20 protein-coding genes and 3 pseudogenes are annotated in these 25493 nt (G+C 68.7%); 11 read left to right on the forward strand and 12 right to left on the reverse strand.

All coding sequences use genetic code 11. From position 1 onward, the window contains the following. Nucleotides 1-714: 714 nt before the first annotated feature. Nucleotides 715-1365 carry a peroxiredoxin-like family protein gene (locus QFZ58_RS34105; RefSeq protein WP_307128692.1) on the reverse strand — a complete coding sequence of 217 codons (651 nt, stop codon included), beginning with the start codon at nucleotides 1363-1365 and terminating at the stop codon, nucleotides 715-717. Between the two features lie 113 nt (nucleotides 1366-1478). Further along, complete coding sequence (locus QFZ58_RS34110) at nucleotides 1479-1625, reverse strand: hypothetical protein (RefSeq protein WP_307128693.1); 147 nt, start codon at nucleotides 1623-1625, stop codon at nucleotides 1479-1481. A 165-nt stretch (nucleotides 1626-1790) separates the two neighbouring features. Here QFZ58_RS34110 and QFZ58_RS34115 point away from each other — a divergent pair, with 165 nt between their 5' ends. Continuing rightward, entirely contained in the window at nucleotides 1791-2390 is a 600-nt protein-coding gene (locus QFZ58_RS34115; RefSeq protein WP_307128694.1) for a TetR/AcrR family transcriptional regulator, read from the forward strand. Nucleotides 2391-2409: 19 nt separating this feature from the next. Here the strand turns inward: QFZ58_RS34115 and mctP are convergent, their stop codons facing one another. Genes mctP through QFZ58_RS34140 form a run of 5 tightly spaced genes read right to left on the reverse strand, consistent with a single transcriptional unit; the run spans nucleotide 2410 to nucleotide 9762 of the window. Then, entirely contained in the window at nucleotides 2410-4050 is a 1641-nt protein-coding gene (gene mctP, locus QFZ58_RS34120; RefSeq protein WP_307128695.1) for a monocarboxylate uptake permease MctP, read from the reverse strand. Continuing rightward, nucleotides 4047-5606 (reverse strand): MFS transporter, encoded by a 1560-nt coding sequence (locus QFZ58_RS34125; protein ID WP_307128696.1) that lies wholly within the window; start codon nucleotides 5604-5606, stop codon nucleotides 4047-4049. The genes mctP and QFZ58_RS34125 overlap by 4 nt, the downstream gene beginning before the upstream one ends. Before the next feature lie 2 nt (nucleotides 5607-5608). After that, a complete protein-coding gene (locus tag QFZ58_RS34130; protein WP_307128697.1) occupies nucleotides 5609-7273 on the reverse strand; it encodes a histidine phosphatase family protein in 1665 nt (554 codons plus the stop codon). Beyond that, nucleotides 7273-9315 (reverse strand): FAD/NAD(P)-binding protein, encoded by a 2043-nt coding sequence (locus QFZ58_RS34135; protein ID WP_307129088.1) that lies wholly within the window; start codon nucleotides 9313-9315, stop codon nucleotides 7273-7275. The genes QFZ58_RS34130 and QFZ58_RS34135 overlap by 1 nt, the downstream gene beginning before the upstream one ends. Before the next feature lie 36 nt (nucleotides 9316-9351). Continuing rightward, a complete protein-coding gene (locus QFZ58_RS34140; RefSeq protein WP_307128698.1) occupies nucleotides 9352-9762 on the reverse strand; it encodes an OsmC family protein in 411 nt (136 codons plus the stop codon). Between the two features lie 269 nt (nucleotides 9763-10031). Here QFZ58_RS34140 and QFZ58_RS34145 point away from each other — a divergent pair, with 269 nt between their 5' ends. Both QFZ58_RS34145 and QFZ58_RS34150 read left to right on the forward strand, forming a co-directional pair. Further along, nucleotides 10032-11525, forward strand: coding sequence for an NB-ARC domain-containing protein (locus QFZ58_RS34145; RefSeq protein WP_307128699.1), 1494 nt, complete (start codon nucleotides 10032-10034; stop codon nucleotides 11523-11525). A 46-nt stretch (nucleotides 11526-11571) separates the two neighbouring features. Then, on the forward strand, nucleotides 11572-12279 hold the full coding sequence (locus QFZ58_RS34150) for a haloacid dehalogenase type II (RefSeq protein WP_307128700.1): 708 nt from the start codon (nucleotides 11572-11574) through the stop codon (nucleotides 12277-12279). A 290-nt stretch (nucleotides 12280-12569) separates the two neighbouring features. Here QFZ58_RS34150 and QFZ58_RS34155 read toward each other — a convergent pair whose 3' ends face one another. Continuing rightward, a complete protein-coding gene (locus tag QFZ58_RS34155) occupies nucleotides 12570-12818 on the reverse strand; it encodes a DUF6207 family protein (protein WP_307128701.1) in 249 nt (82 codons plus the stop codon). Nucleotides 12819-13389: 571 nt separating this feature from the next. On the opposite strand from QFZ58_RS34155, the gene QFZ58_RS34160 reads away from it, so the two are divergent. Both QFZ58_RS34160 and QFZ58_RS34165 read left to right on the forward strand, forming a co-directional pair. Next, nucleotides 13390-13857 (forward strand): hypothetical protein, encoded by a 468-nt coding sequence (locus QFZ58_RS34160; protein ID WP_307128702.1) that lies wholly within the window; start codon nucleotides 13390-13392, stop codon nucleotides 13855-13857. Between the two features lie 627 nt (nucleotides 13858-14484). Next, nucleotides 14485-15375 carry a MerR family transcriptional regulator gene (locus tag QFZ58_RS34165; protein WP_307128703.1) on the forward strand — a complete coding sequence of 297 codons (891 nt, stop codon included), beginning with the start codon at nucleotides 14485-14487 and terminating at the stop codon, nucleotides 15373-15375. Between the two features lie 165 nt (nucleotides 15376-15540). On the opposite strand, the gene QFZ58_RS34170 is transcribed toward QFZ58_RS34165, so the two are convergent. After that, the gene (locus QFZ58_RS34170) at nucleotides 15541-16410 is read right to left on the reverse strand and encodes an IS5 family transposase (RefSeq protein ID WP_307128705.1); all 870 of its coding nucleotides are present in this window, start codon (nucleotides 16408-16410) and stop codon (nucleotides 15541-15543) included. Between the two features lie 453 nt (nucleotides 16411-16863). Between QFZ58_RS34170 and QFZ58_RS34175 the strand changes: the two genes are divergently transcribed. Further along, entirely contained in the window at nucleotides 16864-17706 is an 843-nt protein-coding gene (locus tag QFZ58_RS34175) for an IS5 family transposase (RefSeq protein WP_307128706.1), read from the forward strand. Here QFZ58_RS34175 and QFZ58_RS34180 read toward each other — a convergent pair. After that, nucleotides 17701-18099, reverse strand: a complete 399-nt coding sequence (locus tag QFZ58_RS34180; RefSeq protein WP_307128707.1) for a hypothetical protein — start codon at nucleotides 18097-18099, stop codon at nucleotides 17701-17703. The genes QFZ58_RS34175 and QFZ58_RS34180 overlap by 6 nt on opposite strands. Before the next feature lie 526 nt (nucleotides 18100-18625). Here QFZ58_RS34180 and QFZ58_RS34185 point away from each other — a divergent pair. Next, nucleotides 18626-19042: a hypothetical protein gene (locus QFZ58_RS34185; protein ID WP_307128708.1), complete on the forward strand. Its 417-nt coding sequence runs from the start codon at nucleotides 18626-18628 to the stop codon at nucleotides 19040-19042. Nucleotides 19043-19331: 289 nt separating this feature from the next. Beyond that, nucleotides 19332-19829 (forward strand): annotated as a pseudogene (locus tag QFZ58_RS34190) (helicase associated domain-containing protein); the annotation flags it as partial. On the opposite strand, the pseudogene QFZ58_RS34195 reads toward QFZ58_RS34190, so the two are convergent. After that, a pseudogene (locus tag QFZ58_RS34195) lies at nucleotides 19830-20282 on the reverse strand (IS701 family transposase); the annotation flags it as partial. Between the two features lie 288 nt (nucleotides 20283-20570). Between QFZ58_RS34195 and QFZ58_RS34200 the strand changes: the two are divergent. The 3 genes from QFZ58_RS34200 to QFZ58_RS34210 all read left to right on the forward strand — a co-directional run bounded on the left by QFZ58_RS34200 (nucleotide 20571) and on the right by QFZ58_RS34210 (nucleotide 24311). Further along, nucleotides 20571-21131 (forward strand): hypothetical protein, encoded by a 561-nt coding sequence (locus QFZ58_RS34200; protein ID WP_307128709.1) that lies wholly within the window; start codon nucleotides 20571-20573, stop codon nucleotides 21129-21131. 242 nt (nucleotides 21132-21373) lie between these two features. Continuing rightward, nucleotides 21374-22603, forward strand: a complete 1230-nt coding sequence (locus QFZ58_RS34205) for an IS701 family transposase (RefSeq protein WP_373428642.1) — start codon at nucleotides 21374-21376, stop codon at nucleotides 22601-22603. 301 nt (nucleotides 22604-22904) lie between these two features. Continuing rightward, nucleotides 22905-24311 (forward strand): IS1380 family transposase, encoded by a 1407-nt coding sequence (locus QFZ58_RS34210; protein WP_307128710.1) that lies wholly within the window; start codon nucleotides 22905-22907, stop codon nucleotides 24309-24311. 525 nt (nucleotides 24312-24836) lie between these two features. Here the strand turns inward: QFZ58_RS34210 and QFZ58_RS34215 are convergent. After that, nucleotides 24837-25474 (reverse strand): annotated as a pseudogene (locus tag QFZ58_RS34215) (relaxase domain-containing protein); the annotation flags it as partial. Nucleotides 25475-25493: the final 19 nt, after the last annotated feature.

A 25493-nucleotide genomic window follows, 5' to 3' on the forward strand; every position in this document is an offset into this window, starting at 1 on the left:
GCGGACGCGGCCGGGGATCGGGGCGCGCTCACCGGTGTTGCGCGTCAACGGGGCCTCCGTCCGTGCCGCCGTCAGTGCGGCGGCGACGTCCAGCGGGGGACGTCGGCGGGGGAGAGGTCGGGGGTGGGCACGGTGCAGACGTGCGGGGTGGCGCCACCGGCCGGAGGCGCCACGGGCGACATCGACGCCGACTTCCACCACCAGCTCGGATTCCACCAGCCTGACGTTCAGTGTCTCGCGGCTGCCCCACGCGGCGGAGAACGACCAGCCCGTCCAGAGATGACCGCGCCGCGCCACGGTGAGCAGTCCGGTGACCACAGTGCTGGCCGTCCGGTCCAGGGTGGTGGTGCAGCCGGTGTACTGAAGGCGCCCATCGGCGTCGAACCTGCCGAGCAGCAGACTGCTGGGCGCGACCAGGGAGCCGGTGACCGCGCCGGCGATCGCCTCGGTCGTCAGCGTGTCCCGCACGATGTCGTCGCCCGCGCAGGCGTCAGCTGGGTCAGGCGTCGACGAGGGTCCAGATCGCCAGGGCGGCGTCTGGCTCGCTTTGTCGCCTGTGACAAGGGCCGCCAGGGCGACACCACCGCACAGCCCGCAACCGGCTGCGGGCCTCAGCCCGCGATTTTCGGGCCGCGGCGTCACCCCGTTGCTCACGATCGACTCGGGGTCAGCCGGAGTTGGTGCTCCTGCCGGGGGCTGATCTCGTGGGTCGGCTCAGTTCAGCGCGTCGAGGGCGGCGAGGATGCCGGCCGGTTCGGCTCGGGTGGTGTAGTCGGTGTTGACGTAGGCCCAACGGATCGTGCCGTCGCGGTCGATGACGTAGGTGGCGGGCAGCGGGAGGGTGCGCGGGTGGCCGTCGTTGACGCGCTGGAGGTCGAAGCCGAGCTTGTCGTAGACGGCGGCGAGGTCGTCGGGGAGGTCGAAGGCGAGGCCGTACTGCTTGGCGGTGTCGGAGCCGATGTCGCTGAGGATGTCGAAGGCCAGCTCGTGCTTCTCGGTCAGGGTGAGGGACTCGTCGGGGATCTGCGGGGAGACGGCCACCAGACGGGCGCCGCGGGCGCTGATCGCCTCGTGGTGCTGTTGGAGAGAGCGCAGGGCGATGTTGCAGTACGGGCACCAGGCGCCGCGGTAGAAGGTCAGCACGACCGGTCCGCCGGCGAGCAGGTCGTCCAGGGCCAGGGTCTGACCGGCCGCGGTGGGGAGGCGGAAGCGCGGGGCCTGGGCGCCGACGGTCAGGGCGCGGGCGGCCTGGCCGGAGTCGGCGAGTTCCTGGCCGGCCCGCTGCATGATCTGTCGGATCTCGGCGGGGATCTGCTGCTGGCGGGCTTCGTAGAAGGTGCGCAGTTCGGCGTTGAGGGTGGTCATGGTGCTCGTTCCTCCTGGTTGGCGACTGAAGCGGGACCCATCAATCTTGAAATGGCTGTTCCAAGATAAGGGCGTGCGTGTTCCCGCGCCAGTCATGCGGAGGTACCGGCGGGTCAGAGGCTGGTGAAGGGGTGGTGATCGACCAGGGCGAGCGCCTTGATGAACGCGGCGAGGTGGATGGCGCGGCGGGCGAGGTAGCGGCGGAGGCCGGGGGTCTGTGACCCGTATGCGGCCGCCCAGAGGGCTGGTATGCGATTCATGGGGGCATGGTCGCGGCGCGCGGCACTCCTGGGGCGGATCGTGGACGAAACTGGACGCCTTCGCGCTGGTGGGGGGCCTGTCCCGCTCTGTGCCTGTCGGTACCTTTGCGGTGTGCTGAACTGGGAGTATCTTGGAATCCTCATTTCAGGATGGTGGAGTGAAACATGCCGGACATCAAGCACTTCGATCCGGACGCCGCCCTGGAGGCCGTGGTGCGGCTGTTCTGGCGGCAGGGCGTGGCCTCGACCGGGATCCAGGACGTGGTGACCGCGACCGGGCTCAACCGCTCCAGCCTGTACGCCACGTTCGGCGGCAAGCAGGAGCTCTACCTCGCCGCACTGCGCCACTACCGGCAGCAGCGCTCGCAGCCGATGTTCCGGCGCCTGGCCGAGGGCGAGCGGGGCCTGCCGGCCGTCTTCGAGTTCTTCGGCGGCCTGATCGAGGCCCGCTGCTCGGGCGAGTACGCCCGCTGGGGTTGCATGGTCTCCAACGCGCAGGCCGGGGCGGAGAACAGCGACCCAGAGGTGCGCGCCGTTCTGGACCAGCACCACCAGGAGCTGCGTGACGCGCTGTATGCCGCCCTCGTCACCGCCGAAGCCCAGGGGCAGCTGTCCGCCGGTGCCGATCCGGGTGCGTCCGCGGATCTGCTGGCGCTGCTCGCCTACGGCGTCAACCTGCGCTCCCGCGCTGGTGCGGATGCCGCGACCCTACGCAAGACGGTGACCGCCGCCCTGGACTCGATCGGAGCCCGGGCGGCGGCCTAGACGTGCAGGGATCCGGTTCTCAACTGGGATTGGGCGCAGGTGACGTGCTCGGACGCAGGGTGGGGGCCGCCGTCGCTTCCGCTTCTGCCGCATCCGCCGTGTAGTCCCCGGGCGATGTGACGTCGATGCCCTCGGGGGCCTTTGCCGCCTTCAGGGCGAAGGTCAGGACCACGGTCACCGCCACGTTGAGTACAAAGGCGGTGAGGCCGATGTAGCCGATCTCGCCGATGCCGGGGATCTCTTTCGCCGAGCCGCCGAAGTGCTGCTGGGTCGGCGAGGCGACGCCGTACGCGGCGAGGGTGCCGTAGATCATGCCGACCGCCCAGCCGGCCAGCAGGGCCCAGCGGTGGAACCAGCGGGTGAACAGGCCGCCGACCAGGGCCGGGAAGGTCTGCAGGATCCAGATGCCGCCCAGGAGCTGGAAGTTGATGGCCACCGTCTTGTCCATCGTCAGGACGAAGACCAGCGCGCCCACCTTCACCAGCAGGGATACCAGCTTGGAGACCTTCGTCTCCTGGGCCGGGGTGGCGTCCGGCTTGATGAAGTCCTTGTAGATGTTGCGGGTGAAGAGGTTCGCGGCCGCGATCGACATGATGGCCGCCGGGACGAGGGCGCCGATGCCGATCGCCGCGAACGCCACGCCCGCGAACCAGTCCGGGAACATGTCCTCGAAGAGCTGCGGGATCGCCAACTGCCCGTTGGAGACATTGACCTCGGCCGCGATCGCCATGAAGCCGAGCAGGGCCAGCAGGCCCAGCATCAGGGTGTAGAGGGGCATCACCGTCGTGCTGCGCCGGATCACGTCACGGCTGCGGGAGGACAGCGTCGCCGTGATCGAGTGCGGGTACATGAACATGGCCATCGCGGAGCCGAGCGCCAAGGTCGCGTACGTCCATTGCGCGTTGGGGGCGCTGACCAGCGTGCCGCGTGGTTTGCCGGTGGCGGGGTTGGTCTGGCTGTACGCCTCGCCGGCCTTGGCGAAGATGTCGTCGAAGCCTCCCAGTTTGATCGGGATGTAGATGATCGCGACGAGGATGACCAGGTAGATCAGGGTGTCCTTGACGAAGGCGATCATGGCGGGGGCGCGCAGGCCGGAGGAGTAGGTGTACGCGGCCAGCACGCCGAAGGCGATGAGCAGCGGCAGGTCCTTGATGAACCAGTTGGTGTTCTCGCCGCCACCGACGCCCAGCACGTCCAGCACGGCCTGGATGCCGACGAGTTGGAGCGCGATGTAGGGCATCGTGGCCAGGATGCCGGTGAAGGCCACGGCGAGCGACAGGCCCTTGGAGCCGAAGCGGCCGCGGACGAAGTCGGCGGTGGTGACGTAGCCGTGGCGGTGGCACACGGACCACAGGCGGGGCAGGAAGGTGAAGATCAGCGGGTAGACGAGGATCGTGTACGGCACCGCGAAGAAGCCGGCCGCCCCCGCCGCGTAGATCGCCGCGGGTACGGCGACGAATGTGTACGCGGTGTAGACGTCGCCGCCGAGCAGGAACCAGGTGATCCAGGTGCCGAACGAGCGGCCGCCCAGGCCCCATTCGTCGAGGGTGTGCTCGTTGTCGGCCTTGCGCCAGCGCGCGGCGAGGAAGCCTATGACGGTGACGGCCAGGAAGAAGAGGGCGAAGACGGCGAGTGCGACGCCGTTGACGCCGCCGGTCATGTCGTCGCACCTTCCTTGCCCGGCAGGTGCGTTGTCGCCGTGGCTTGGGCGGCAACGGCCTCGCTGCTGACCAGTTCGTCGAGTTCGGCGTCCAGCGGGGTGCCCTCGGGGGTATGGGCTGCGGCTTGCGGGTTGCTGCCGCGGACGGCGACGGCGAGTCCTGCCAGGGCCATGGGGAGCGCGACGAACATCGCGGCGGTGCGGATGCCTCCCGGTGCGGAGAGGATCAGTGCGATCAGGGGTGGGCCGAAGGCTCCGCCGGACTTGCCGATCGCCGCGGCCCATCCGCCGGCGGTGCCCCGGATGGCCGTGGGGTAGATCTCGGCCGTGTAGGGGCCGATGAGCGCGATCACACCGGCGGTGCCGGCGAACAGCAGCATCACGGTGGCCAGCAGGATGGGCCGGCTGCCGTCCAGGCCGACGGCTGCCAGCGTCAGGAGGGCCGCGACGGTGAGGGCCGCGTAGACGACCATGGTGCCCCTGGCCGACCAGCGCATGTACAGCCATGCGCCGACCGCGCAGGTGGGGATGGCGAGCAGCGACGAGATGAACAGCAATGTGGCGGCGGACATGCCGTGCTGGCCTGCGGACTCCAGTTGGCTGGGCAGGAAGGTGATGAAGCCCCAGTAGACCAGGCCCCAGGCCAGCGCGTAGGCGCTGACCACCAGCGTCTTGGCCGTCTGCGGGGGCTTGAACAGATCAGAGGCGGGGACTTTCGCGGTTCGCGTCTGGCGGGCGGTGAAGGCGGCCGATTCGGGAATCCAGCGGTTCATCGCGATCAGGATCAGCACCAGCGGGAGCTGGGCGAACCAGGTCACGCGCCATCCGGCCAGCGGAATGAGGACGGCGGCCAGACCGGAGGCGGCCATGTAGCCGCCGGTGGTGGTGAGGCCGGCCTGGAGGACCATGATGGCCGCGCGCCGTCCGGGCGGCAGGCTCTCGGTCATCAGGGCGTAGACGACGGGCAGCATGCCGCCGGCTGCCATGCCCATCAGGGCGCACATGACGAGGGTGCCGCTGAACGTCGGCATGGCACCGCACACCGTGGTGCCAAGGAAGAGCAGGGAGGCGAGGAGGATGGTGGCCCGGCGGCCGATGCGGTCCGCCGCGCGTCCCCACACGAGCGATCCGAGCACGGTGCCGCTCAGCGCCACCGTGGGCAGCCACGAAACCTCGGCGGCGCTGAGGTGGTACTCGGCCCGCAGGCCGGGCGAGATGAACGCCAAAGTGGCGGGCTTCATCTGGTCAACCAGGAGGGCGAAGGTCAGGATGGCGATGAGGCGGCGCCGACTCACCGTCGTGCTGTGCGCCGGAGCGGCAGCGGGACCGGCTGTCCGCGGCGGCAGGACGGCGAAGCCGGAGAGCACCACGCCGACCACGATGGCGACCATGGCCGCCCACATCACCGGCGACATTCCCATCATGGCCATGTGGAAATGCATGGACGCGGAGTCGATGAACATCCACAGGTGCTCGGCGACGCCGGCGCAGGTGAGAGCGACTCCGGTCCAGAACAGTAACGGCCGGGGAATCAACGAAGCTGGTGGCGCGGACAAGGTCAACTCCTCGCGGAAAGCTGGGCATCGGGATCTTCAAAGGCGCGGACGGAGGCGGCGGCATGCCGCTCGGCCGAGGGCCGGTCCTTAAGGTCGAGTGCGGTGGGCCAGCGCGGGTCGTCGGGGGCGACGACGAGGTGGCGGGCGTAGAAGCTGTCGAAGAAGGACAGGACGAACATCGGCAGCAAGGTCCAGATCGCCACCTGCTCCAGCGGCTGGTTGCCGGTAAGCGCGGCGATGATGACCACCACGAACACGTTCGGGTAGGTCATGGCGGTGTAGTCGTCGAGCGTCTGGACGTGGCGTCGGCGCTTGAGCAGGGCGGCGACCAGGCGCAGGCCGACGGCGATGCCTATGGCGGTGGGCGCGTAGGTGGTGAAGCCGTTCAGGTCGAGCTTGAGGCAGACCAGCACGATGAATGCGGTCAGCAGGAGCACGGCCACGTATCCGTTGCGCTCGCCGTATTTGGCCGTGCGGATGGGAGAGCGTTCCCGCAGCCGTTTGACCAGGAGGTAGACCGCGGTGACGACGCCGGTGGAGGTGGCGGCGCTGATGGCGACGGCCGGGGCGACGTCCTCGTGCAGGGTCAGGGCGAGGACAGTCGAGAAGGACACGGTCGCGGCCAGTGAGGAGAGCAGGACCTGCGCGAACGTAGGCATGATCATTCCGCCGAGGCAGCGGCTGACGGTCATCGCCACCACGGAGCTGGGGGTGGCGATGAACACTGCGGCGATCGCCGCCGTACTCGTACTGCCCGCGTCCGACCAGCGCACCAGGGCCGCGAAGGCGATCGGCAGGGCGAGGTAGCGCAGGGCGACCGACCGGAGCGTGCCGCGGTCGGTGACGAATGTGCGCGCGTTCTCCAGCTCGATGCGGCACATGGTGATGACGCTGGCCAGCACCAGGAGCATCAGCAGCACGTACGGCGATGCGGACAGGTGCAGCCCCGCCAGGTTGGCCAGCAGACCGGCGGTCAGGCCGGCGCAGAAGACCACGGGATGGTTGACGACGATCCAGTCGTAGACCATGTTCATGGTCTTGTTCTCGTTCTTGACGTAGCTGTGGATCCGGTCGCCCTGCAGCATCTGGGAGTTGGGCAGGCGCAGGTCGTAGGACTCGTCGGCGGGTCGGGCCAGGATGAACCGGCAGATCAGCTCGACGACGTACTTGTGGGAGACCACGCAGACCACTTCGCCGCGGCGCAGCGCCGGCAGCAGCTCCTCCTCGTAAAAGGCGTGCACGCGGTCCTTGAACTGCTGGAACGTCTCGCCGCCGTGCATGGTGGGGCTGTCGGCGTTCATGGCCCGCTCATACTCGGCGATGCCGTGGCGGCGCTGGAGGATGGACTTGCTCTCCAGCGTGTAGCTGCCAAAGTCGCGCTCCATCAGGCGCTCGTCGACCACGACCTCAGGAGAGTCCGCGTCGGGGGCATCGATATCGAAAATGGTGTTGGCGGTCTCGTAGGCGCGGGTCAGCGGGGAGACGTAGACGCGGTCGAAGTGCTGACCGCGGTGGCCCTTGGCGACCTTCTCGGCCTGGATCCGGCCGAGAAAGGTCAGGGGGGCGTCGCGCTGCCCGGCGATGCGGTGGACGGAATTGCAGGTCGATTCGCCGTGCCGGACCATGAACAGCCGGCTCAGCAGCTCCTGCTCGGTGTGCTCTGCCATCACGCGCCCTTCGTCGGGGCGTGCTTGACGTGCTCGGCGTACTGGGAGTCCCAGCCCGCCAGCTTGGTGATGTCGCACAGGCTGTGGACCACGTGCTTCTGCACGAGCGTGGCCAGCAGGGAGACGGTCCGCCGGGCCTGCTGGGCGGTGAGGCCGAACTCGCGGGCCAGGGCGGTGCCGAAGTCCGTCAGGTCGTCGTCCAGGATGGCGTGGTACTTGCGGCGCTCGGTGCGGTCCTGGGCCTGCAGGTAGTTGACGGCGTTGGGGTAGGCGCTGTCGCGGGCGTACTCCTGCAGGCGCTTGCGCAGGCGGGTGGCCTGCGGTTCCTCGGTGGCGAGGTCGGCGGCGATCCAGTCGCTGCTGCGGATCAGGCAGTGGTGGATGCCGTCGGGAATGTCCATCTGCTCCTCGTCGCTGGCGGATTCGAGGCGGCGCAGCACCTCCATTGCCGTGTCGAAGCACTGGTTGCGCAGGGTGCCGATGCTGAACACGAACGCGCCGAGCCGGCCGCGTCGGGTGGTCTCGTCGCCCTGGCGCATCGGGCCGACGCCGAACAGGCCCGCTGCCACCTCGCCGTCGGCGGCGATGAGCTGGCCGTGGGTGCCGACCTCGATGCCCCGGTGGGTCTTGGTCTGCGGCTGCGCGTAGCCGTGGGAGTTGACCAGGCCGTGCCACAGGGGGTGGTCGGAGCGCTCGTAGTCGGTGTTGTTGCCCAGGCAGTTGACGACCCGGTCGACGACGATGTCCGGCTGGTCGGCGAAGACCACCCGGATCTTCGCGCCGTCCTCGACGGGGCGCATGTCCTGGATACCGGCGGACATCACGTCGACGGTCTTCGGGGCGCCGTTGTATCCGCGCATCCGGCTGCGCACGACGCCGCCGATCTCCCGCACGGTGCTGGTGCGGTTGGTCACGATCAGGCTCTTGTACTTGTCGAGCAGCATCCGCACGTCGCGGGCGTCCATGCGGGAGACCAGCTCGATGACGTACGGCTCCCACGCCTTCATGACCCGCTCGGGGAAGACGGCCTCGAGCGCGCTGCCCGGCTCCACGCCGTGCTTGTCGCGCAGGTGCGCGTACTCCGCCTTGATCCCCTCCACCACCGCCTCGGGGGTGAGCTCCTTGGCGTCGAGGAAGGGCGGGCGGCGGGACTGCCAGATGTCGTGTTCGTGGTCGACCGGGTAGGTGCCGTGCATGTGGCCGCCGCGCGAGCAGATCAGGATCTGTCCCCGGTGGCCGGCGTGGATGAGGGAGATCACCGTGTCGAAGGCCGACAGTGCGGAGCCCGTGACGAGGACGCTCTCCTCGGCGCCGACCTCCTGGAACCAGTCCTGCGCGCCGGGGGCGTAGGGGTCGGCGAGGAAGCGGTCGCAGTCCTTGATGCGGTGGTAGAAGGGCGCCTGCACCGGCGAGAGGTGGCCGGTCGCCAGGATCACCTGGTCCGACGGCAGGTCGTGCACACCGCCCTGCTCTGAGGCGTCGGCGTACTTGACGATATAGCCGTCGCCTCGCCGGTGTACGTCGATGACCTCACCGGAAAGCTCCCGCAGGGTCACCTCGGCGGGGGCGTCGGCGGCCGCATCGCGCAGCCGCTCGGCCAGGTACTGCCGGAAGATCCGCCGCGGCACAACGCAGGCCACACCGAAGCTGTGGTACGCCCACTTCTGCGGCCAATCGGAGCGGTCCGCCTCCTCATTGGCCCACTCCAGGAAGTCCTCCGGGCGCTCGCGGCGCAGGGTGATGCGGCCGGCCTGGATGTTGAGCATGTGCTCCCAGTTGGTCGATGCCTGGCCGAAGGCGATACCGCCGTAGCGGTAGCCCTCCTCCCGCTCTATCAGGCATATCTCCAACGGCGCATCGGCGAAGTGGAGCAGCCGGATGGCGGTGAGCGTGCCCGAGAAGCCCGCGCCGACGATCGTGACGCGCCGCGTGCCGGGAGCCGCACTGCCCATGGGGTCCTGCCGCATGCTGCTCGCCTGCGTCGCCGTGTCCGCCATGCCGCGGTCCTGGCTCGGGCTGTCCTGCATCGTGGTGTGCTGCATTTCCACGGTCTTGTCTCCTTCGGTGGGGGGGAAGCGTCAGCGCCACTCGTGGGTGAAGCGGACCGTGATGGCGTCACGGATCGAGTTGTGGATGATGCAGCCCCGCTCGGCCTTTAGCAGGGGCTTGGAGATCGGGCCGTGGAGGGCGGCCGGCGCCGACACCTGCACGGTGATCTCGGAGAAGCGGGTCGGCGCGCTCACGAGGCTTCCGCCGACCTGGAATCTGATCTCGGAGGCGTCGGCCTGCTGGTCCTCGGCCCGCAGGGCGGCGAGGAAGGTGCTCACGTAGCAGCCGCCGAGCGCCAGTAACAGCAGTTCCCCGCCCATGGGTCCGGCGTCGGTGCCCTCCTTCTCCTTGGGCCGGTCGATGGTGAGCGTGTGGTCTCTGGCCTGGCCCACGACGACGCTGCCGCCGACGGGGCGTAGGAACACACCGATTTCGGGCATGGCGAGGCACGCACTCCTGTCCTGGAAGGGGGCACGCGGGGCTCGCCGTCAGTGGCGAGTGGGATTCCCGGGGTGCCGGTGAGCGGGGATGGGCCTCAGCATCAGGACGGAATGCAGGCTTCCGGAGTGATCGTGGATGATCCTGGATGCGCTCCGTGGCCGGAGGTCAACCCTCGCATACCGCTTGACAGTCGAGACCCCATGTCGTCTAACTTGAAACGAGTGTTCCAAGTTGTTGGTGGCCCAGGTGTCCCAGGGGGAGGATGTTCGTGCCGCAGGTACTGGATCCGGTAAAGGCCCGCACGATCGACGAGTTCATCGCGGAGCTGCGGTTGCTCAAGGCGTGGGCGGGCAATCCGTCGATCACCGAGATAACGCGGCGTATCCACCGGGACTGGCAGCGGGCAGGACGCCCGCGCGGCGAATGGCCGGCCCGCTCGACGGTGGGCAACTGCTTCCAGCTGGGCCGCCGCCGCCCTAACCCCGACCTGCTGTTGGCCGTGGTCCAGGCGCTCGTGGGTGCCGACGAAGCGATCCTCTCCGTCTGGCGGCAGTCGCTTCGTGCGGTGCTCGGCGAGGCCGAGACCGCCGCACGGGTCAGTGCCTACGACCGGCTGCCCGCAGGACCTTCCGCGTTCGTAGGCAGGGCTGATCTGGTGGCCCAGGCAGAGGCCTTACTGGCCTGCGACCAGGACGTGACGGCGCTGGCCCTGGAGGGCATGGCGGGCGTGGGCAAGACGTCGCTGGCCCTGCACATCGCCCACCGGCTGCTCGCTGAGGACCGCACCGACGCACCCGTCCTGGTCGCGAACCTGCGCGGCTCCGCGCCTGAGGGCCCGCCCGCCGACCCGTCCGCCGTCCTGGAGACGTTCCTTCGCCTGCTCGGCACCACCGGCGACCGCATCCCGTACGATCTCGACGCACGGTCAGCTCTCTACCGGCAGCTGCTGGCGGGTACCGGCGCGCTGATTGTCCTGGACGACGCGGCAGACGCGGAACAGCTGCGGCCCCTGCTTCCCGGGGTCCGAGGATGCCACACGGTGATCACCAGTCGGCTTGCCCTGACCGGCCTCGGTGGCACCACTCGCCTGTCGGTGCAACCGCTCGACCCGGACGACTCTGTCGAGCTGCTGCGGGCGACAGCGGGAACCGACCGCATCGCCCCGGATATCCCGGCCGTCCAGCAGATCGCCACCCTGCTGGGCCACCTCCCGCTGGCGCTGTCGGTCATCGGCCGCCACATGCGCGATCACCCCGCATGGGCGCTCATTGACTACTACCGCGAGCCCCTGATCACTCTGGCGCTGGAGGACGGCGTACGGACCGCGCTATCCGCGTCCGACGCGCGACTGCCGAAGGGCGCGCGACGGCTGCTGCGCCTGCTCGCCCTCCATCCGGTGCAGGAGATCGACGCCGCCACGGCCGCCGCGCTCCTGGGCGAACCGCCCGCCGCGACCGAGCATCACCTCGCCAACCTCACGGCAGCGCACCTGATCGAGCGCACCACGCCCGGCCGCTTCCGACTCCACCCCCTCGTCCACGCCTACGCGGAGGAACGTATCTGCATCGACGAACCGGCCACCCGCATCCGCCAGGCCCTGGGCCGCCTGCTGGAACACGGCCGCAGCCGCGAGGCCGCCGTACGACTGGAAACCCGCACCCTGCACACACTCCGCCTGCCCATACCGCAGCAGCACGCCGAAGCAGACGAAGAGTCCACGTTGCTGCAGCAGCTGCACGCAGGGCGGGTACTCGCAGCCTGATGGGCCGCGCACCAATTCGCCCTACGGACGCCAAGAGGAGGAGGACATGCCCGCCGACCAGCTCCCGGTCCTCGTCTTCGACGTCAACGAGACACTCAGCGACCTCACGCCGCTTCGCGGCTGCTTCGAGGACATCTGTGCGCCCGGGCATCTGCTGGCGACCTTGTTCGCCGGGGTCCTGCGGGACGGCTTCGCCCTGACCGCAGCCGGCGCGTACGTGGACTTTACGGACGTCGCACGCGACGGAGTACGGGCAGTGCTGTCAGGGCTGGAGGGCTGGGCGGGCGACGGCGAGGCCGCAGCGCGACACATCCTGGACGGCTTTGCCGATCTGGACGTACACCCCGATGTGCCGGACGGCATCAGGAGGTTGAGCGAGGCGGGGTACCGGCTGACGGCGATGACCAACGGCAGCGTCGCCCTGACCGAGCGGCTGCTGGACAAGGCTGGCGTGCTGGACCGCTTCGAGTCCCTCTCCGACGTGAGCGGCCCACGCTGCTGGAAACCGGCCCAGGCCGCCTACCAGTACGCCGTCGAGCGGGTCGGCGTACGGCCAGACCAGGCACTGATGGTCGCCGTGCATCCCTGGGACATCGACGGGGCACAGCGAGCCGGACTGGAAGGCGCGTGGCTGCGGCGCGGGGCCTCCGCGTACCCGCAGACGATGACCCCTCCCAGGCACGTTGCGCGAGAGCTGCAGGAGCTTGCAGATGTGCTGGCCTCCGGTCGACGGGCCGCCGCACCAACCAAGTAAAGCCAGCTGGTGCCGAAGGATCGGTTCAAGCTCATTTGCGGATGGACAACGGACAGCCCACAAACCCTGTCCATAACTTGGGCTCGCTGGCCCGCCCGGGCGCAGAGCAGGATCAGGCTCGGGGGATGGCCAGCATCGGCTCCGGCAGCGTCCACGTCACGCGCCATGCCTTCCCCCCAGGTCATCGGCCGCCCGGGTGACTTGCATGGCCGGACCGGCCTTGGTCGGCAGCATGGTCGGGCGCGAGGGGAACTCCCGACCATGCTGCCGCTGACGGCATTCACGGCTGGTCAGTCGGTCACCGGGTCAGGCTTGCCCTCCGCCTGGTGCTCCGAGTCGGGTCCCTGGCGCAGGTCCAGGAAGCAGCGCAGCCGTACGCCGGGTTCGCCGGGCTCGCGCGTCGTACGGTCCGCCGGCGCGATTCCCCAGCGGGCGGCGAGCAACTCCTGGACCGCGAACGCGGTCTCATCATCGGCGGCCGCGACCTCCACCACGGCCAGACCCGGCCTTGCCACATGCGCGTCATTGATCTGCCTCATGCCTGGCACTACGCGACAGCGAGCCCGAAGGATCTGCGATCCGGCGGGCTTCACCCGACCGAGAAGGCCACAGGGCTGCGTTGCTCGAGCCTTGACAGCATCCTGGAATTCGCCCAGGTCACCACGGGCGTACGAGCGTGGTCGGGGTGCTGACATTGCGGCCGCTTTTGCCCATGTCCCTGTCCCTGGCTGGAGTTGAGGAGAGGGAGGGCGGGATGGGCGGCGCGGACGCAGCCGGGGATCGGGGCGCGCTCAGCCGGGTTGCGCGTCGGCCGGGCCGCCGCGCCGCGCCGCCGTCAGTGCGGCGGCGACGTCAGGCGGGCGACGTCGGCGGGGTTCCTCGTTCTGCCGTACGGCGCACATGAGCGGTGCTCGTTGAACGGGCATGACCACCACGCTCTTGGCGCCCCTCTGCCGCCACGCCCCTGAACGAGGCCAGAGCTGCCAGCCGTACTGCGGCTTCGACGACGGCCGTGCGTCTCGCCAGGAGCGGGCAAGTCGCGGCGCCGCCGTACGGGAGGGAACACCCCGACCCCGGCTGTACGCCGGTGCCAGGCCATAGACAGATCTCATGAAACGCAGCAGAGAAGAGACCGCACCCCAGGATCTGCCGGGCGACCTGTGGCACGCCCTGGCCGAACTCCAGCACACCCACCCCGACCCCGTAGGCCGCGTCGGGCCGCTCGCCCGCCCGGCCGGGCTGCTGACCTTCACCGCGGCCGCCGACACCATCCTCGCGGCCCGCATACAGCTGACCGGCGCGGAGACGATGCACCAAGTGAACGAGACGCTCCGTGCGATGACCGGCAACCTCCCCCAAGCCCACTTCACCGGCCCCGGCGTCGCCCTGGAGGTCACGCTCAGCAGACGGCAGGAGCTCCCGATCCACGCGGCACACACCGCCGGACTCACCCAGCTCTTCCGGGACGCCACCTACACCATCGGCGACCGCAGTACGCCCGGAGGCGGCTACTGCTTCCACTGCGACGGGAGCGGGCACGCCCGCTCCCTGTGGGAGCCGGTGCCAGGGCAAGCCTGAGCGGCTGGGCAAGCCCAAGGGGAGCCTGGGCAAGCCGCCCCGAACGGCGGCTTGCCCACCCCACCCCCGGCGCGCTGAGGTGGTGGCCGCGTGGCCGGACGTTCCGGCCGGGCGCGCGAGGGAGGCACCGGTGAGTGCCTGTTTCTGAACCCAGAAGCCGCAGGCCAACCCGCCAGTGTCCGAAACGCGAAGTTCGCCGAAGCGTTCGCAGAGCGGTCACCGTGACCGTTCGGCGAACGGAACTGCTGGGGCGAGTAGGACGGGCGGGGTGTTGTCCATGAAGAACAAGCCCCCGGGGCCGGCGAGGTGGTCGGCGGACCGACCTGCCTTGATCGTTCTCAAGGTGGTGGCCACCACCTTGACCCAGAACCCACCTTGGAATCAGGCTACCGAAGCCGCCCACTCCGGGGTGTCGGCGGTCAGTAGGAATTCCCCAGCGGCGGCCACTTGGCGGGGAGCTTTCTGGCCGCCGGTGGTCACTCTGCGTTCTCGGATGGTTCGTCGTTCTTGATCGGTCCCGGCGGCAGCTAGGGCCTGGCTCCGGTGGCACCTGGATGGGGTTGTTGCACATGCCGTAGCGGCATGTGGTGGGGTCGGGGCACCACAGCACGAAAGGCTCTGTCTGCGATGTACCCCTCCCTCACGCCTCCCCGGCAGGTCAAGATCGGTGATGCCGCTGCGTTCGCCGGGATCACCCCACGCGCCATCCGCCACTACCACGAGATCGGTCTGCTGCCGGAGCCCGAGCGCGGCGGGGACGGCCGCCGCCGCTACGGCTATGACGACATGACCCGCCTGCTGTGGATCCGCAAGATGGCTGATGCCGGTATCAGCCTGGACGACATGCGGGCCGCCTTCGGCGAAGCCCGGGACGAAGCTGGAGACGAAGCCCTGGACCAAGCCCCGGATATCGAGTCGGTCCTGAGCAAGCTGGAAAAAACCTTGGCGGCGCAGGAGGCCGCCATCAAACGTCGGCGCGCGGCTGTCCAGCGCCTGCAGGTGGTGGGCAGCCCGCTGGGGCTGCTCTCCGAACTGGTCACGGACCGGCTCAGCCACCTGCCCCCGGGCGCGTTGCGCCCCTCCGATCTGGACGCCCTGCTGGTCACGGAACGGATCTTCGGGCCGCTGGGCGCCGCCATCCAGGCCAGCGCGTTCATCGTGCTGGCCACCCAACCCGACCTGCGGGCCGAGGATGACCGTCTTGAGGCGGCCGAGGCCGCCCTCGACGACGGCGTCGAACCCGACGACCCGCGCGTCGAAGAGCTCGCCGTACAGCGATGCACTCAACAAATGGCCCTGAATCAGGCCATCGAGGCAGCTGGTCTCGACGCGGCCGAGGAGAAGATCTTCGAGACCTACGACGCCGACCTGAAAGGGGAGGAGGGCACAGAGATGAGTGCCGCCACAGCGATCACCAAGATGTCATACGACTTCTCTCCTGCCCGGATGCGCTGCATGGAACTCGCCGGACGGCTCTTCGGCGAGGCCCTTGCCAACGCCCACTCCGCGGACAGCTGATCGCCTGTGCCTGGCACTGACGTGGCCCGACAACCGGTCGCGTCAGACGTCGGGCCGGGCCGTAACCAAGAGTGACATCACAACTGGCCGTACGTGGGGATTCCGAACTGGCCGCTGACCCGGGGTTCAGAAGCAGGCACTGAGAGGTCGTTTTCGTCCGATGTTTCATCCCGGGATGGCCTGTTCTGTGGTTTTCTTCGGGTCGCGCCAGGAGATGGTGTTCTCGCTGGTGAGGCGGCGGGCCATGAGGTCGGTCATAGCGATATGGATGACGGCTTCGGAGCGGGTGGGCAGGGTTTCGTAGTCGCGGGCCAGGCGGCGGTGGAGCATGAGCCAGCCGTAGGTCCTCTCGACTGCCCAGCGTTTCGGGATCGGGGCGAATCCTCTGGTCCCGGGCTTGCGGGCGGTGATCTCCATGTCGATGCCGAGGGCGGCGGCATGCTCGGCGAGGTGCTGGCGGTAGCCGCCGTCGACCCAGGCCTTGCGGATTCCGGGGTGGTCGGCGGCGACCTGGTCGATGAGCCGGGTGGCGGCGACGGAGTCCTGCACGCTGGCCGCAGTGACCAGCACCGCCAGGAGAAGACCGAGTGTGTCGGTGATGATGCTCCGCTTCCGGCCGACGATCTTCTTGCTGGCGTCGATGCCCTGACCCGAGGCGTGAACGCTGGTGGAGCTCTTGACGCTCTGGGCGTCGATCACGCAGGCCGAAGGCTCGGCATCGCGTCCCTCCTTCTCCCGCAGGAGCTGCCTGAGCAGACCGTTGAGCTGGGCGAACACGCCCTCGTCGGCCCATTTGGCGAAGTAGCCGTAGACGGTGTTCCAGTGCGGGAAGTCGTGCGGGAGGTACCGCCACTGAACCCCGGTCCGGTCCACATACAAGATCGCGTCCATGATGTCGCGCAGGTCATGCTCGGGCGGCCGGCCGAAGTCCAGAGCCCGGCTCCGGCGCTCGAGACGCCAGGCCGCAAGGACCGGCTCGATCAACTCCCAGCGGGCATCGGACAGATCACTCGGATACCGACGTCGCTTAGCCATGCTTCCGGCGTACCGCGCTGAACCGAGTGCGCCCAGGCGCACAACGATGACGGCAGAAGCACACGACCGCAAAGACCGAACATCCTGGGATGAGACAGGCACGAGCAACTTCTCGCCTCATGCGTCACCCCTCAGGCACCATCGATCGCTGCCACACCTGCCGCCCCTCCAGCACCACGACCCGACCATCCATGAATCCACTAATAAGCATGCAGTGCAGATGAAAACGACCTCTGAAAGAGCGTTTTATCCCGCCCAGGGTGCTTCATTACAGTTCAGGTGGCGGACCGGTTCGGGTCTACTGGGGCAGTAGACGTCTCTTGTGGCGGGTGAGGCAGATGACGGCCTTCGGGGGTCTGTTCGGTCCCTTCGCTCCTGTCTGATCCCAACACGCCCCCGGTCACGCCGGTTTGCGCCCTGTAGCGGGACGGCGGCCATCGGTATTACAGAAACATGTCTCGTCGACAGCGACCGTATCCGAGCGACCTGTCCGATGCCCGTTGGGAACTGCTGGAACCAACTCTGACGGCCTGGCGAGCCGAACGGAGAGGGAAGGGCCTGGACATTGGCCGGCCGCCTGAACACGATCTGCGCCGGATCATGGATGCCATCCTCTACGTCGAGCGGACCGGGATCCCCTGGCGGTATCTGCCGCACGACTTCGCTCCGTGGGAAACCGTCTACGGGTACTTCGCCGCCTGGCAGAAGGACGAGGTCTTCGACCAGCTCAATGGTCTCCTGCGGCGCCTGGTCCGAAAGGCCGAAGGCCGCGATGTCGAGCCCAGCGCCTGCGTCCTCGACGCCCAGAGCATCAAAACCTCGGCCAATGTGCCCGCGGCCGGCCAGGGCATCGACGCGGGCAAGAAGATCGCAGGCCGCAAACGCCACATCGGCGTCGACACACTTGGCCTCCTCCTGGCCGTGCTGGTCACCGCCGCCAGCGTCTCCGACAACGCCGGCGGCATCCATCTGCTCTCGGACATTGCCGCAGGCCACCCCCGCGTCACGAAGGCATGGGCCGACACCGGCTACCGCACCAAAGTCATCGACCACGGCGCCCGCTTGGGCATCGATGTCGAAGTCACTCGTCGCGATCCGGGCCAGAAGGGCTTCAAGGTGATTCCGCGGCGCTGGGTGGTCGAGCGGACCTTCGGCTGGCTCATGCATCACCGCCGCCTGGCCCGCGACTACGAAACTCACCCCCATCGCTCCGAAGCGATGATCCGCCTCGCGATGATCGACCTGATGAGCCGCAGGCTCACCCGAGAGTCGACTCCGAACTGGAAGGACTCATAGCCGCCGGGCCACGCTGACCCGTGCATCCTCACTCCTCATCGACCGCGGCCAGCGGCCGTCGACAACACTCGCCGCTTCCCGGCAGGCGCCGCAGGCATCTTCCCGTTCCGGCAGCCACCAGTAGTCGGACGGTGACATGCCGGCCTCCTGAATGCCGCACAGCGTCTTGTCGAAGATGCCGAACGCGTGGGAGACACCAGGGGCAAAGCCATCCGCGACGGCCTTCTCCCAGCGCATCCCCATGGGCAGATACGGCGGTCGCGAAATCTCGAACCACTCGCCGCCCACATGGGTGGCCGCATGGCACCAGGAACAGGACCAAATCTCCTCTTCCCAAGCCGTCGGTGGCAGCGGCCACCGCCACATCGCCCGCCCACACACATCACACTCCACAGGCGGATCCTCACACGCCAGCAAGGGCCGCCCCAAGCGGCCGGCATCACGCCAGTTATCAAACGCCCCGGCCAGGACAAAACGCTCTTTAAGAATCCTGGCGATGGGGCCGGGATCGGGGCCACCATCACCGAAGAGCAGCAGCCTCCCTGGTCTGCGCGGGGGTGGTTACGGCCCAACCGGCGTCCAGGCATGTTGAGGGCCAAGAGCGCAGCCCGCCAGCCGGCCCCATCACCGGCCCACACCGCGTAGGGCGCTGGCCGCCTCGACGGGCCTGGCGAGTATCGGCCGAAGCGGTCCCCAGGCGAGAGGGCCGCCCTAGGATGGGTGTCTCCGTTCCCGCCGGGAGGCTGCTGTGTCGCCACACCGTCCCGACTACCCGCCGAAGACCCCGCCGCCGCCTAAGCGGCCCGTCCAGCCTCTACCGCCGGAGCAGCAGACTGCCCCTGCGCCCGCTCCGGTCACGATCCGCGGCCGGTCTGTACGAAACTGGGCTGTCACCCCGAGCAGTGGTGCGGCCTCCCGAGTGGGCCAGGAGGTTGCCACAACACTGCACCAGTGGGGCTACCGGCCGAAGGACGATCAGGCACAGCAGGTCGTCGAGCTCCTGCTGCGCTCGGCGGCGCAGGACGGCGGTCGGCGCGTCTCGCTGCACCTGGCCGACGACGAGGACCGGAACCAGGTGATGCTCCTGGCGCTCAGTCACCGGCAGGACATGCCGCCGAGCGACGACGGCCAAGCGCTCCGGGATGCAGAGCACATGCGTGCCTTGGCCGGGCTCGGGATTCGCGATGTCGGTATGGAAACCGCTCCGAGCGGGCGCCGCTGGTGGGCAGGGCTCGACCTTCCCCGCCCCAGCCAAACCCTTGAGCTGAGCGAACAGCGGCCGCGTGCGCTTTCTCGCGGACCCAGGAAGCTGGAAGGCCCTCCGAGCCCGGTGTAGCTCTCCCGCACCGTCCGGCGCCCTACTCCCTCTGCGCCGTACGGTGGGACCTCTCTCAAGCCGTGAGGCATTGCAGGTCAGAGGGTTGCTCAAGGATCTTTAGCCTGCAATCCAACTGAGGCGGCACAGCCCACCGGCCCAGACGCACCACAGTCGGGCTCCCTACGTGCGGCCAGCCTCGCTGTGCACCGCAGTAGCGAGGCACGTGGCGGCCAGTACCTCAGCGTTCCTCGGCACCGGACTACGGGGTGTGCGTGAACTCCGCCCACTCGGGGAGCTGCGTGGGTGCACCGAGGGCGGCCTCGGCAAGGACCCGGAGCGCGCGGCGACGCGTGCGGCCCAGCTGACCGCGATCGATCCGGACTGGGACTGCCCGTGGCCGCTCGACTGGCAGCGCCACTACCGCGTCCTCGCCGACCTGGTCGACGCCGACGGCATCCTGCCCTACATCGCGCCGGGCGTCATCTTCGAAGGCGACGACATCGGCAGATGGCTCCAGCGGCAGAAGAACCCGGGCACCTGGACACAGCTCCTACCCGAACAACAGCAGCGGCTGTCGAAGCCGGGCGTACACCCCGCTCGGGCATCCTCTCCCGCCCCGGCGACCGCGCGTGCGACCAAGGGCCCGAGCAAGGCGCAGCAGGCGTTCCAGCGCGGCCTGGCGGCCCTGGCGCAGTGGGTGGAGCGGGAAGGCGCGGACCGGCCCGTGCCGAGGGGGCACGGCGAAGAGATCGCGGTCGACGGCGAGGCGGAGCCGGTGACTGTGAAGCTGGGCGTATGGATTTCGCAGGCCAGCCGCCCGGCAGCGGTCCGGATCCGCAGTCCAAGAGCGCGGAATGTACAGCTCACGGTCCACCGCCGCGTGCCCGCGGCGGCCTGCATAGACAAGGTAGACCGCGGCCTGCGCGTTTTCGATCCTGCCGGCAGTGCCGGTGTACTGGCGCTGGACACCGACGGTGTGCACGCCCTTCTTCACGTCCCCGGTCTCGTCGACCACCAGCACCGCATCCTCATCGTGCAGATGTTGCAGCACGTACTCACGCACGTCATCACGCACACGATCGGCATCCCACCTGGCCCGGCCGAGCAAGTGCTGCATGCCGTCCGGACTCGCCTCCCCGGCCCACTCGGCGATCGACCAGCAGTTCTTGCGCGGCAGGCCCGACAGCAGTCCCAGCACCAAGTCCTGTACGCGGCGCCGGGGTTCAACCCGCGCGAACCGGCCCGCTATCTGGCCCATCAGGGCCTCGAACGCCTCCTGCCAGCAGGCAGGGTCCACGCTGCAGCTCGCGGCCACCGCATTACCTTGAAGAGTCCACACACCTCATCAAGGTCACGCGGTGGCTGTCCTGTTCCCGCGGCGAATGACGAGATTACGGAGTCCTGCTGGCACTGAGGCCCTGGAGTCCATGGATCCCGAGCCGAAGATCGCCGGACACAGGCAATGCGCAGAGGCCCGCCGCGCATGCATGCTGATGTCTGCCAACAGAAACGGGGGGCGTCAGTGGAAGCAACCACAACCCGCAGCGTGGCGCGTGCACGCATGGGATCGGGCCTGGCGGTGACAGTCCTCTTGCTGCCCTTCGGCGGCTACGGGCTGGCCAGGGCGGGGATTGTCCCCGAAGGCACACCGATCGTGCTCGGCCTGCTGTCCGCGATCGTCAGCTTCGTCCTCCTCACCGCGCTGTGCGAGGAGAAGGCACCGTTCCGGCACTCATCGTCGCACCTGACTGCGCACACCCTGACCGGCGAGCGGTCCGTCGACCTCAACCGGATCACCACCGTTCGGCTACTGACGACCTTCTCGTACGGCGGCGCGTACCGGACCCTGGTGGTGCGCGACGCCCACGGCGTGCGCCTGGGTATCACGACCGAAAGAAGCCTCAGGAAGCTGCGCCGAGCGATCGAGAAGGTGGACGCGAACGCCGCGCGAGGTGTCCCCAGGCCCCGGGTGAGTCGTGCGGCCCGGGCACATCTAGGCCTTGCCCCAGGGCGGGGGCTCGTCGTCCACACGGTTCTTGCCTTTCTGCTTTTGACGGTGTCCGGGAGCCTGTACGTGGTTGCCGTACTCCGACTCGGCGGGCAGTAAGCCTTCCCCGTAATGTCCGATGAGCCCGCCACAGTCCACTACCGCGACGGCTCAACTTGTGACCACGATCTACGGCTGGAGTACTAATACTCCAGCCGGACTTCGGTGTATGTCCTGGTCAACGGCTTGAGCGTGGGGATTGTAGTGGGACGATGCCGGGTGAGGGGCGAGTTCGTCCGGCCTGTCCCGCGAACGAATGACCGCGCCGTGTGTAGTGACAGCGGCGGGGACAGCCATCGCACGTGATCGATGACGCACCTGCCTCCGAGTGGGAACACGGGCTGGAAGAACTCTTCTTGCGGATCGGACACCGCTTCCCCCGCGTCGAGCCCAGACGCCGGATGCGGGACTACGTGCGAGGACTGCTCGGGCCCGTGGGCCGCAAGAACTCCTGGCAACTGGCCGAGTTCGCCGGGCACCGCACGCCTGATGGGCTGCAGCATCTCCTGGCGAAGAGCCGCTGGGAAGCCGACGAGATACGCGACGACCTGCAGGGATACATCGCCGAACACCTCGGCACCGACGACGGCATTCTGATCATCGACGACACAGGCTTCGTCAAGAAGGGCACCACCTCAGCCGGGGTGCAACGGCAGTACTCCGGAACCGCCGGCCGCACCGAGACCTGCCAGATCGGCGTCTTCGCCGCCTACGCCACCACCCGCGGTCACGCTCTCGTCGACCGCGAGCTCTACCTCCCCAAGTCCTGGACCGACGACCCCGAACGCTGCCGCACAGCCCGCATCCCCGAACACCGCCCGTTCGCGACCAAGAACCAGCTGGCCCGCACGATGGTCCTGCGAGCGCAGGCCGGCCCGCTGCCCGTCGCCTGGGTAGCGGCCGATGCCGCCTACGGACAGGACTCCCGCTTCCGACGCTTCCTGGAAGACGCCGGCCTGTCCTATGTCGTGGCCGTGCCGAAGTCCCAGCAGGTCCACGGACCCCGCATCGAGCACCTCATCGGCCAGGCCCCCGACGAGGCATGGCAGCGGCTCTCCTGCGGTGACGGTGCCAAAGGGCCTCGGCTTTACGACTGGGCTGCCGCACGACTGCCGGCGGTCTGGGAGTTCGACGGCGATGAGCCCACCCGGCAACGCTGGATGCTCGCCCGCCGCAGCATCACCAAGCCCGACGAACTGGCCTACTTCCTCGCATCCGCCTCCTTGGACGCCACCGTCGCCGATCTTGCACGGATCGCCGGATGCCGCTGGAGAATTGAGGAGTGCTTCCAGAGCGCGAAGAACGAATGCGGCTTGGACCAGTACGAAGTCCGCCGTTACGTCGGCTGGCACCGGCACATCACCCTCGCCATGCTCGCCCACGCGTTCCTGGCCGTCACCGCCGCCCAGGAACGGCAAAAGGGGGAGCCGACCATGACACGCCCGACCTCGTGGACCTCACCCCGGCCGAGATCCGCCGTCTACTGGCAGCTACCAGCCGGCGTCCTGCTCGACAGGGCAACCATGCGATGAGCTGGTCGAGATGGCGCCGCCGTCACCAGGCGCGGGCCCGCCGCTGTCACTACACACGGCGTGGTCATCCGTTCGCGGGACAGGCCGGGCGAACCCGCCTCTCACCCGGCACCATCCAGCTACAATCCCCACCCTCAAGCCGTTGACCAGGACATACACCGAAGTCCGGCTGGAGTACTAACCTCGCCGTTTCACTCGGGTACGGCTGGCTTTGGGGCGGAAACGCGAAAGTGCCTTCCTGACCTGGAACGATGAACCTTGCTGAGGGGTTCTGTCGGTCCAGGCGGAGGGCACTTTCTACGTGCAGGCTATCGGGTTGCGTTCCAAGGTCCATGTCAGTGCCGATGGTTCGGGGGTGGTCGGGCATGCCGGGGCACGGTTGCTGGCGGACCTCGCTGACGCCACCGGGCTGACCGCCGCGTACTCCGCCGCTCTCAGGCCACTTCGGCCGCGCGGGACCGGACATGATCCGGGCCGGGTCGCCACCGATCTCGCTGTGATGCTCGCCGACGGCGGTGAGGCGATCGCGGATCTGGCCGTGCTGCGCGACCAGGGCGAGGTGTTCGGCCCGGTCGCCTCCACACCCACGGCCTGGCGATTGCTCGCCGACACCGACGAGGCCGCACTCGCCTCACTGCGAGCGGCCCGCGCCACGGCCCGGGAAGTCGCCTGGATGCAGGCCGCCGAGACCAGCGAAGGCATACCTGCCGTTCGGGCCGGCGGACGAGAGCTTCCCGGCCTGGTTCTGGACCTCGACGCCACGCTGGTCGCCTGCCACTCGGAAAAGGAACAGGCCGCCCCGACCTACAAGGGCGGCTTCGGCTTCCATCCGCTGCTGTGTTTCCTCGCGAACACCGGCGAGGCCGTGTCGGGACAGCTACGGCCCGGCAACTCCGGAGCCAACACTGCCGCCGATCACATCGCGGTGCTCGACCAGGCGCTCGCTCAGATCCCCGACGCTCACCGGCACGGCACCGACATCCTCATCCGCGCCGACAGTGCCGGATCCGCGAAAGCCTTCCTCGCCCACGTCCGCAACACACGGAAACGAGGAGTCCGTACCTTCTTCTCGGTTGGATACGCCATCACCGAGCCGGTCCGCCGCGCTGTCCGGGCGATGCCCGACCGACTCTGGCATCCCGCCCTTAACCAGGACGGCACCCTGCGTGATGGCGCCGAGGTCGCCGAGCTGACCGGCATGGTCGATCTGGCCGGCTACCCGGCCGGCACCCGCATCATCGTGCGCCGCGAGCGGCCGCACCCCGGAGCCCAACTGTCCCTGTTCGACCAGGACGAGGGCCTGCGTCACCAGGTGTTCCTCACCGACACCCCTTACTCCGGTGGTGGTTCCGCCCAGTTCCTGGAGGTCCGCCACCGCGGGCATGCCACCGTCGAGGACCACATCCGGTGCGGCAAAACCACTGGATTCGGCCGCTTCCCCTCCCGCGACTTCGGTGTCAACACCGTCTGGCTCGAACTCAGCCTCACGGCGGTCGACCTGCTGGCCTGGGCCCGCGTCCTGCTGCTGGACGGCGAACTGGCCGCCGCCGAGCCGAAGAAGCTCCGCTACCGGCTGCTGCACGTCGCCGCACGCCTCACCCGCGGCGGCCGCCGCCCGCGCTTGCGAATATCGGCGACCTGGCCCTGGAGACACGAACTGACCACGGCCTTCCCTCGCCTCGCCACGTTGCCCCGTCCCGCAAGCTGACCGGCGAACCCTGGCCCATCACGACCCGAAGGACCTTGGAGAACCCGACCACCGCGCCGGGACTCCGCAATGTCCGAGCACCGAAATCACGTCGACCACCCGACAGTGGCCCCTCAGCGAAGCCTCATCGCCTCAACCGAAACGGCGAGGCTAATGGGCCTGGCATGGCCGGATAGTGGCAGGCGCCACTGACAACGCCGCCCATGCACGTCTGCGGGTCGATGCTGGCGAAGCTTTTCCGGCTGCCGTACCCGCCCGCCTACGATGCGCTCGTGCGGAATACCCAGGCGTGTGTAGCCGAGCAGGACGATCCACAGTTCCACGTGTTGGCGGAGCCCTCGTTCCAGCGGTCGTCCAAGTACTACTTGTAGTAGTCAAGGACCGAGGACGGGTTCTGCCACTGTCGGGTTGACAGGTCCTTTTGCCTCGCGACGTCGGCTTACGTGCCACTGGCTCAGGGTTTGGCATCTATGGTTCCGCGCCGGCATCACCAACTTCCGGCCGCCTCACCTCCAGTGCGGCAAGGGTCAGCGGGCGCAGCACGGCCTGGTCGTCGGTGTCGCGCGGGTACAGGGCGCGCAGGTCTGCGGTCATCATCCGGCCCCGGCTGGCGGGGCGGGTGTAGTCGTCGATGACGGTCTGCACGATCTGTTCGTCCAGGCCCGGCTCGTGGGGTCGGCCGCGCAGGACGTAGGAGAGGTGCCGGCGGGCTTCGCCGAGCAGGTGATGGTGCTTGAACGCGCCGCGCATCACGTAGACCACGGCGACGACGTCGACGGCGATCAGGGCGACGTCGACCACCGGTCGCACCCGTGGCCACACCGCCGTGGCTGCCGCCCCGCGTCCGCTCCGCCAGCCGGGAGACGACGTCGGCGCCGAACGCGGCGATCGCCGACTCCTGCCATCTCCCATCCGCAGTTCGGACAGCGAGCGCAGCTCCTTGCGCTTGGGCGGGCGGGTCCGGTCGGCGGCCTTGCAGCCCAGCGCGTAGCCGGCCCGCTCCCCCGGCAGGTGACCATGCTTCCCTTCGTAGTCGGCCACCAGGACGGACAGGGCGTCCTCGATCTGCTGGCGGCCGGTCGACTGCCAGCCGATGAGCCGCTGGTCGATGCCCGCGACCTCCATGACGGCCGGCAGCCAGGCGTCACCTCGCGCGGTCCCCAGGGAAGGGCCCGGCAAGGT

Origin of the sequence: Streptomyces sp. B1I3, assembly GCF_030816615.1 — a bacterium.
In the GTDB taxonomy this organism is placed as follows: Bacteria; Actinomycetota; Actinomycetes; order Streptomycetales; family Streptomycetaceae; genus Streptomyces.

Excerpts from the sequence above, each read along its gene's own strand:
- QFZ58_RS34105 (WP_307128692.1), bottom strand. The coding sequence starts at position 1,365 with ATGACCACCCTCAACGCCGAACTGCGCACCTTCTACGAAGCCCGCCAG.
- QFZ58_RS34110 (WP_307128693.1), bottom strand. The coding sequence starts at position 1,625 with ATGAATCGCATACCAGCCCTCTGGGCGGCCGCATACGGGTCACAGACC.
- QFZ58_RS34115 (WP_307128694.1), top strand. The coding sequence starts at position 1,791 with ATGCCGGACATCAAGCACTTCGATCCGGACGCCGCCCTGGAGGCCGTG.
- mctP (WP_307128695.1), bottom strand. The coding sequence starts at position 4,050 with ATGACCGGCGGCGTCAACGGCGTCGCACTCGCCGTCTTCGCCCTCTTC.
- QFZ58_RS34130 (WP_307128697.1), bottom strand. The coding sequence starts at position 7,273 with ATGGCAGAGCACACCGAGCAGGAGCTGCTGAGCCGGCTGTTCATGGTC.
- QFZ58_RS34135 (WP_307129088.1), bottom strand. The coding sequence starts at position 9,315 with ATGCAGCACACCACGATGCAGGACAGCCCGAGCCAGGACCGCGGCATG.
- QFZ58_RS34140 (WP_307128698.1), bottom strand. The coding sequence starts at position 9,762 with ATGCCCGAAATCGGTGTGTTCCTACGCCCCGTCGGCGGCAGCGTCGTC.
- QFZ58_RS34150 (WP_307128700.1), top strand. The coding sequence starts at position 11,572 with ATGCCCGCCGACCAGCTCCCGGTCCTCGTCTTCGACGTCAACGAGACA.
- QFZ58_RS34155 (WP_307128701.1), bottom strand. The coding sequence starts at position 12,818 with ATGAGGCAGATCAATGACGCGCATGTGGCAAGGCCGGGTCTGGCCGTG.
- QFZ58_RS34160 (WP_307128702.1), top strand. The coding sequence starts at position 13,390 with ATGAAACGCAGCAGAGAAGAGACCGCACCCCAGGATCTGCCGGGCGAC.
- QFZ58_RS34165 (WP_307128703.1), top strand. The coding sequence starts at position 14,485 with ATGTACCCCTCCCTCACGCCTCCCCGGCAGGTCAAGATCGGTGATGCC.
- QFZ58_RS34170 (WP_307128705.1), bottom strand. The coding sequence starts at position 16,410 with ATGGCTAAGCGACGTCGGTATCCGAGTGATCTGTCCGATGCCCGCTGG.
- QFZ58_RS34175 (WP_307128706.1), top strand. The coding sequence starts at position 16,864 with ATGTCTCGTCGACAGCGACCGTATCCGAGCGACCTGTCCGATGCCCGT.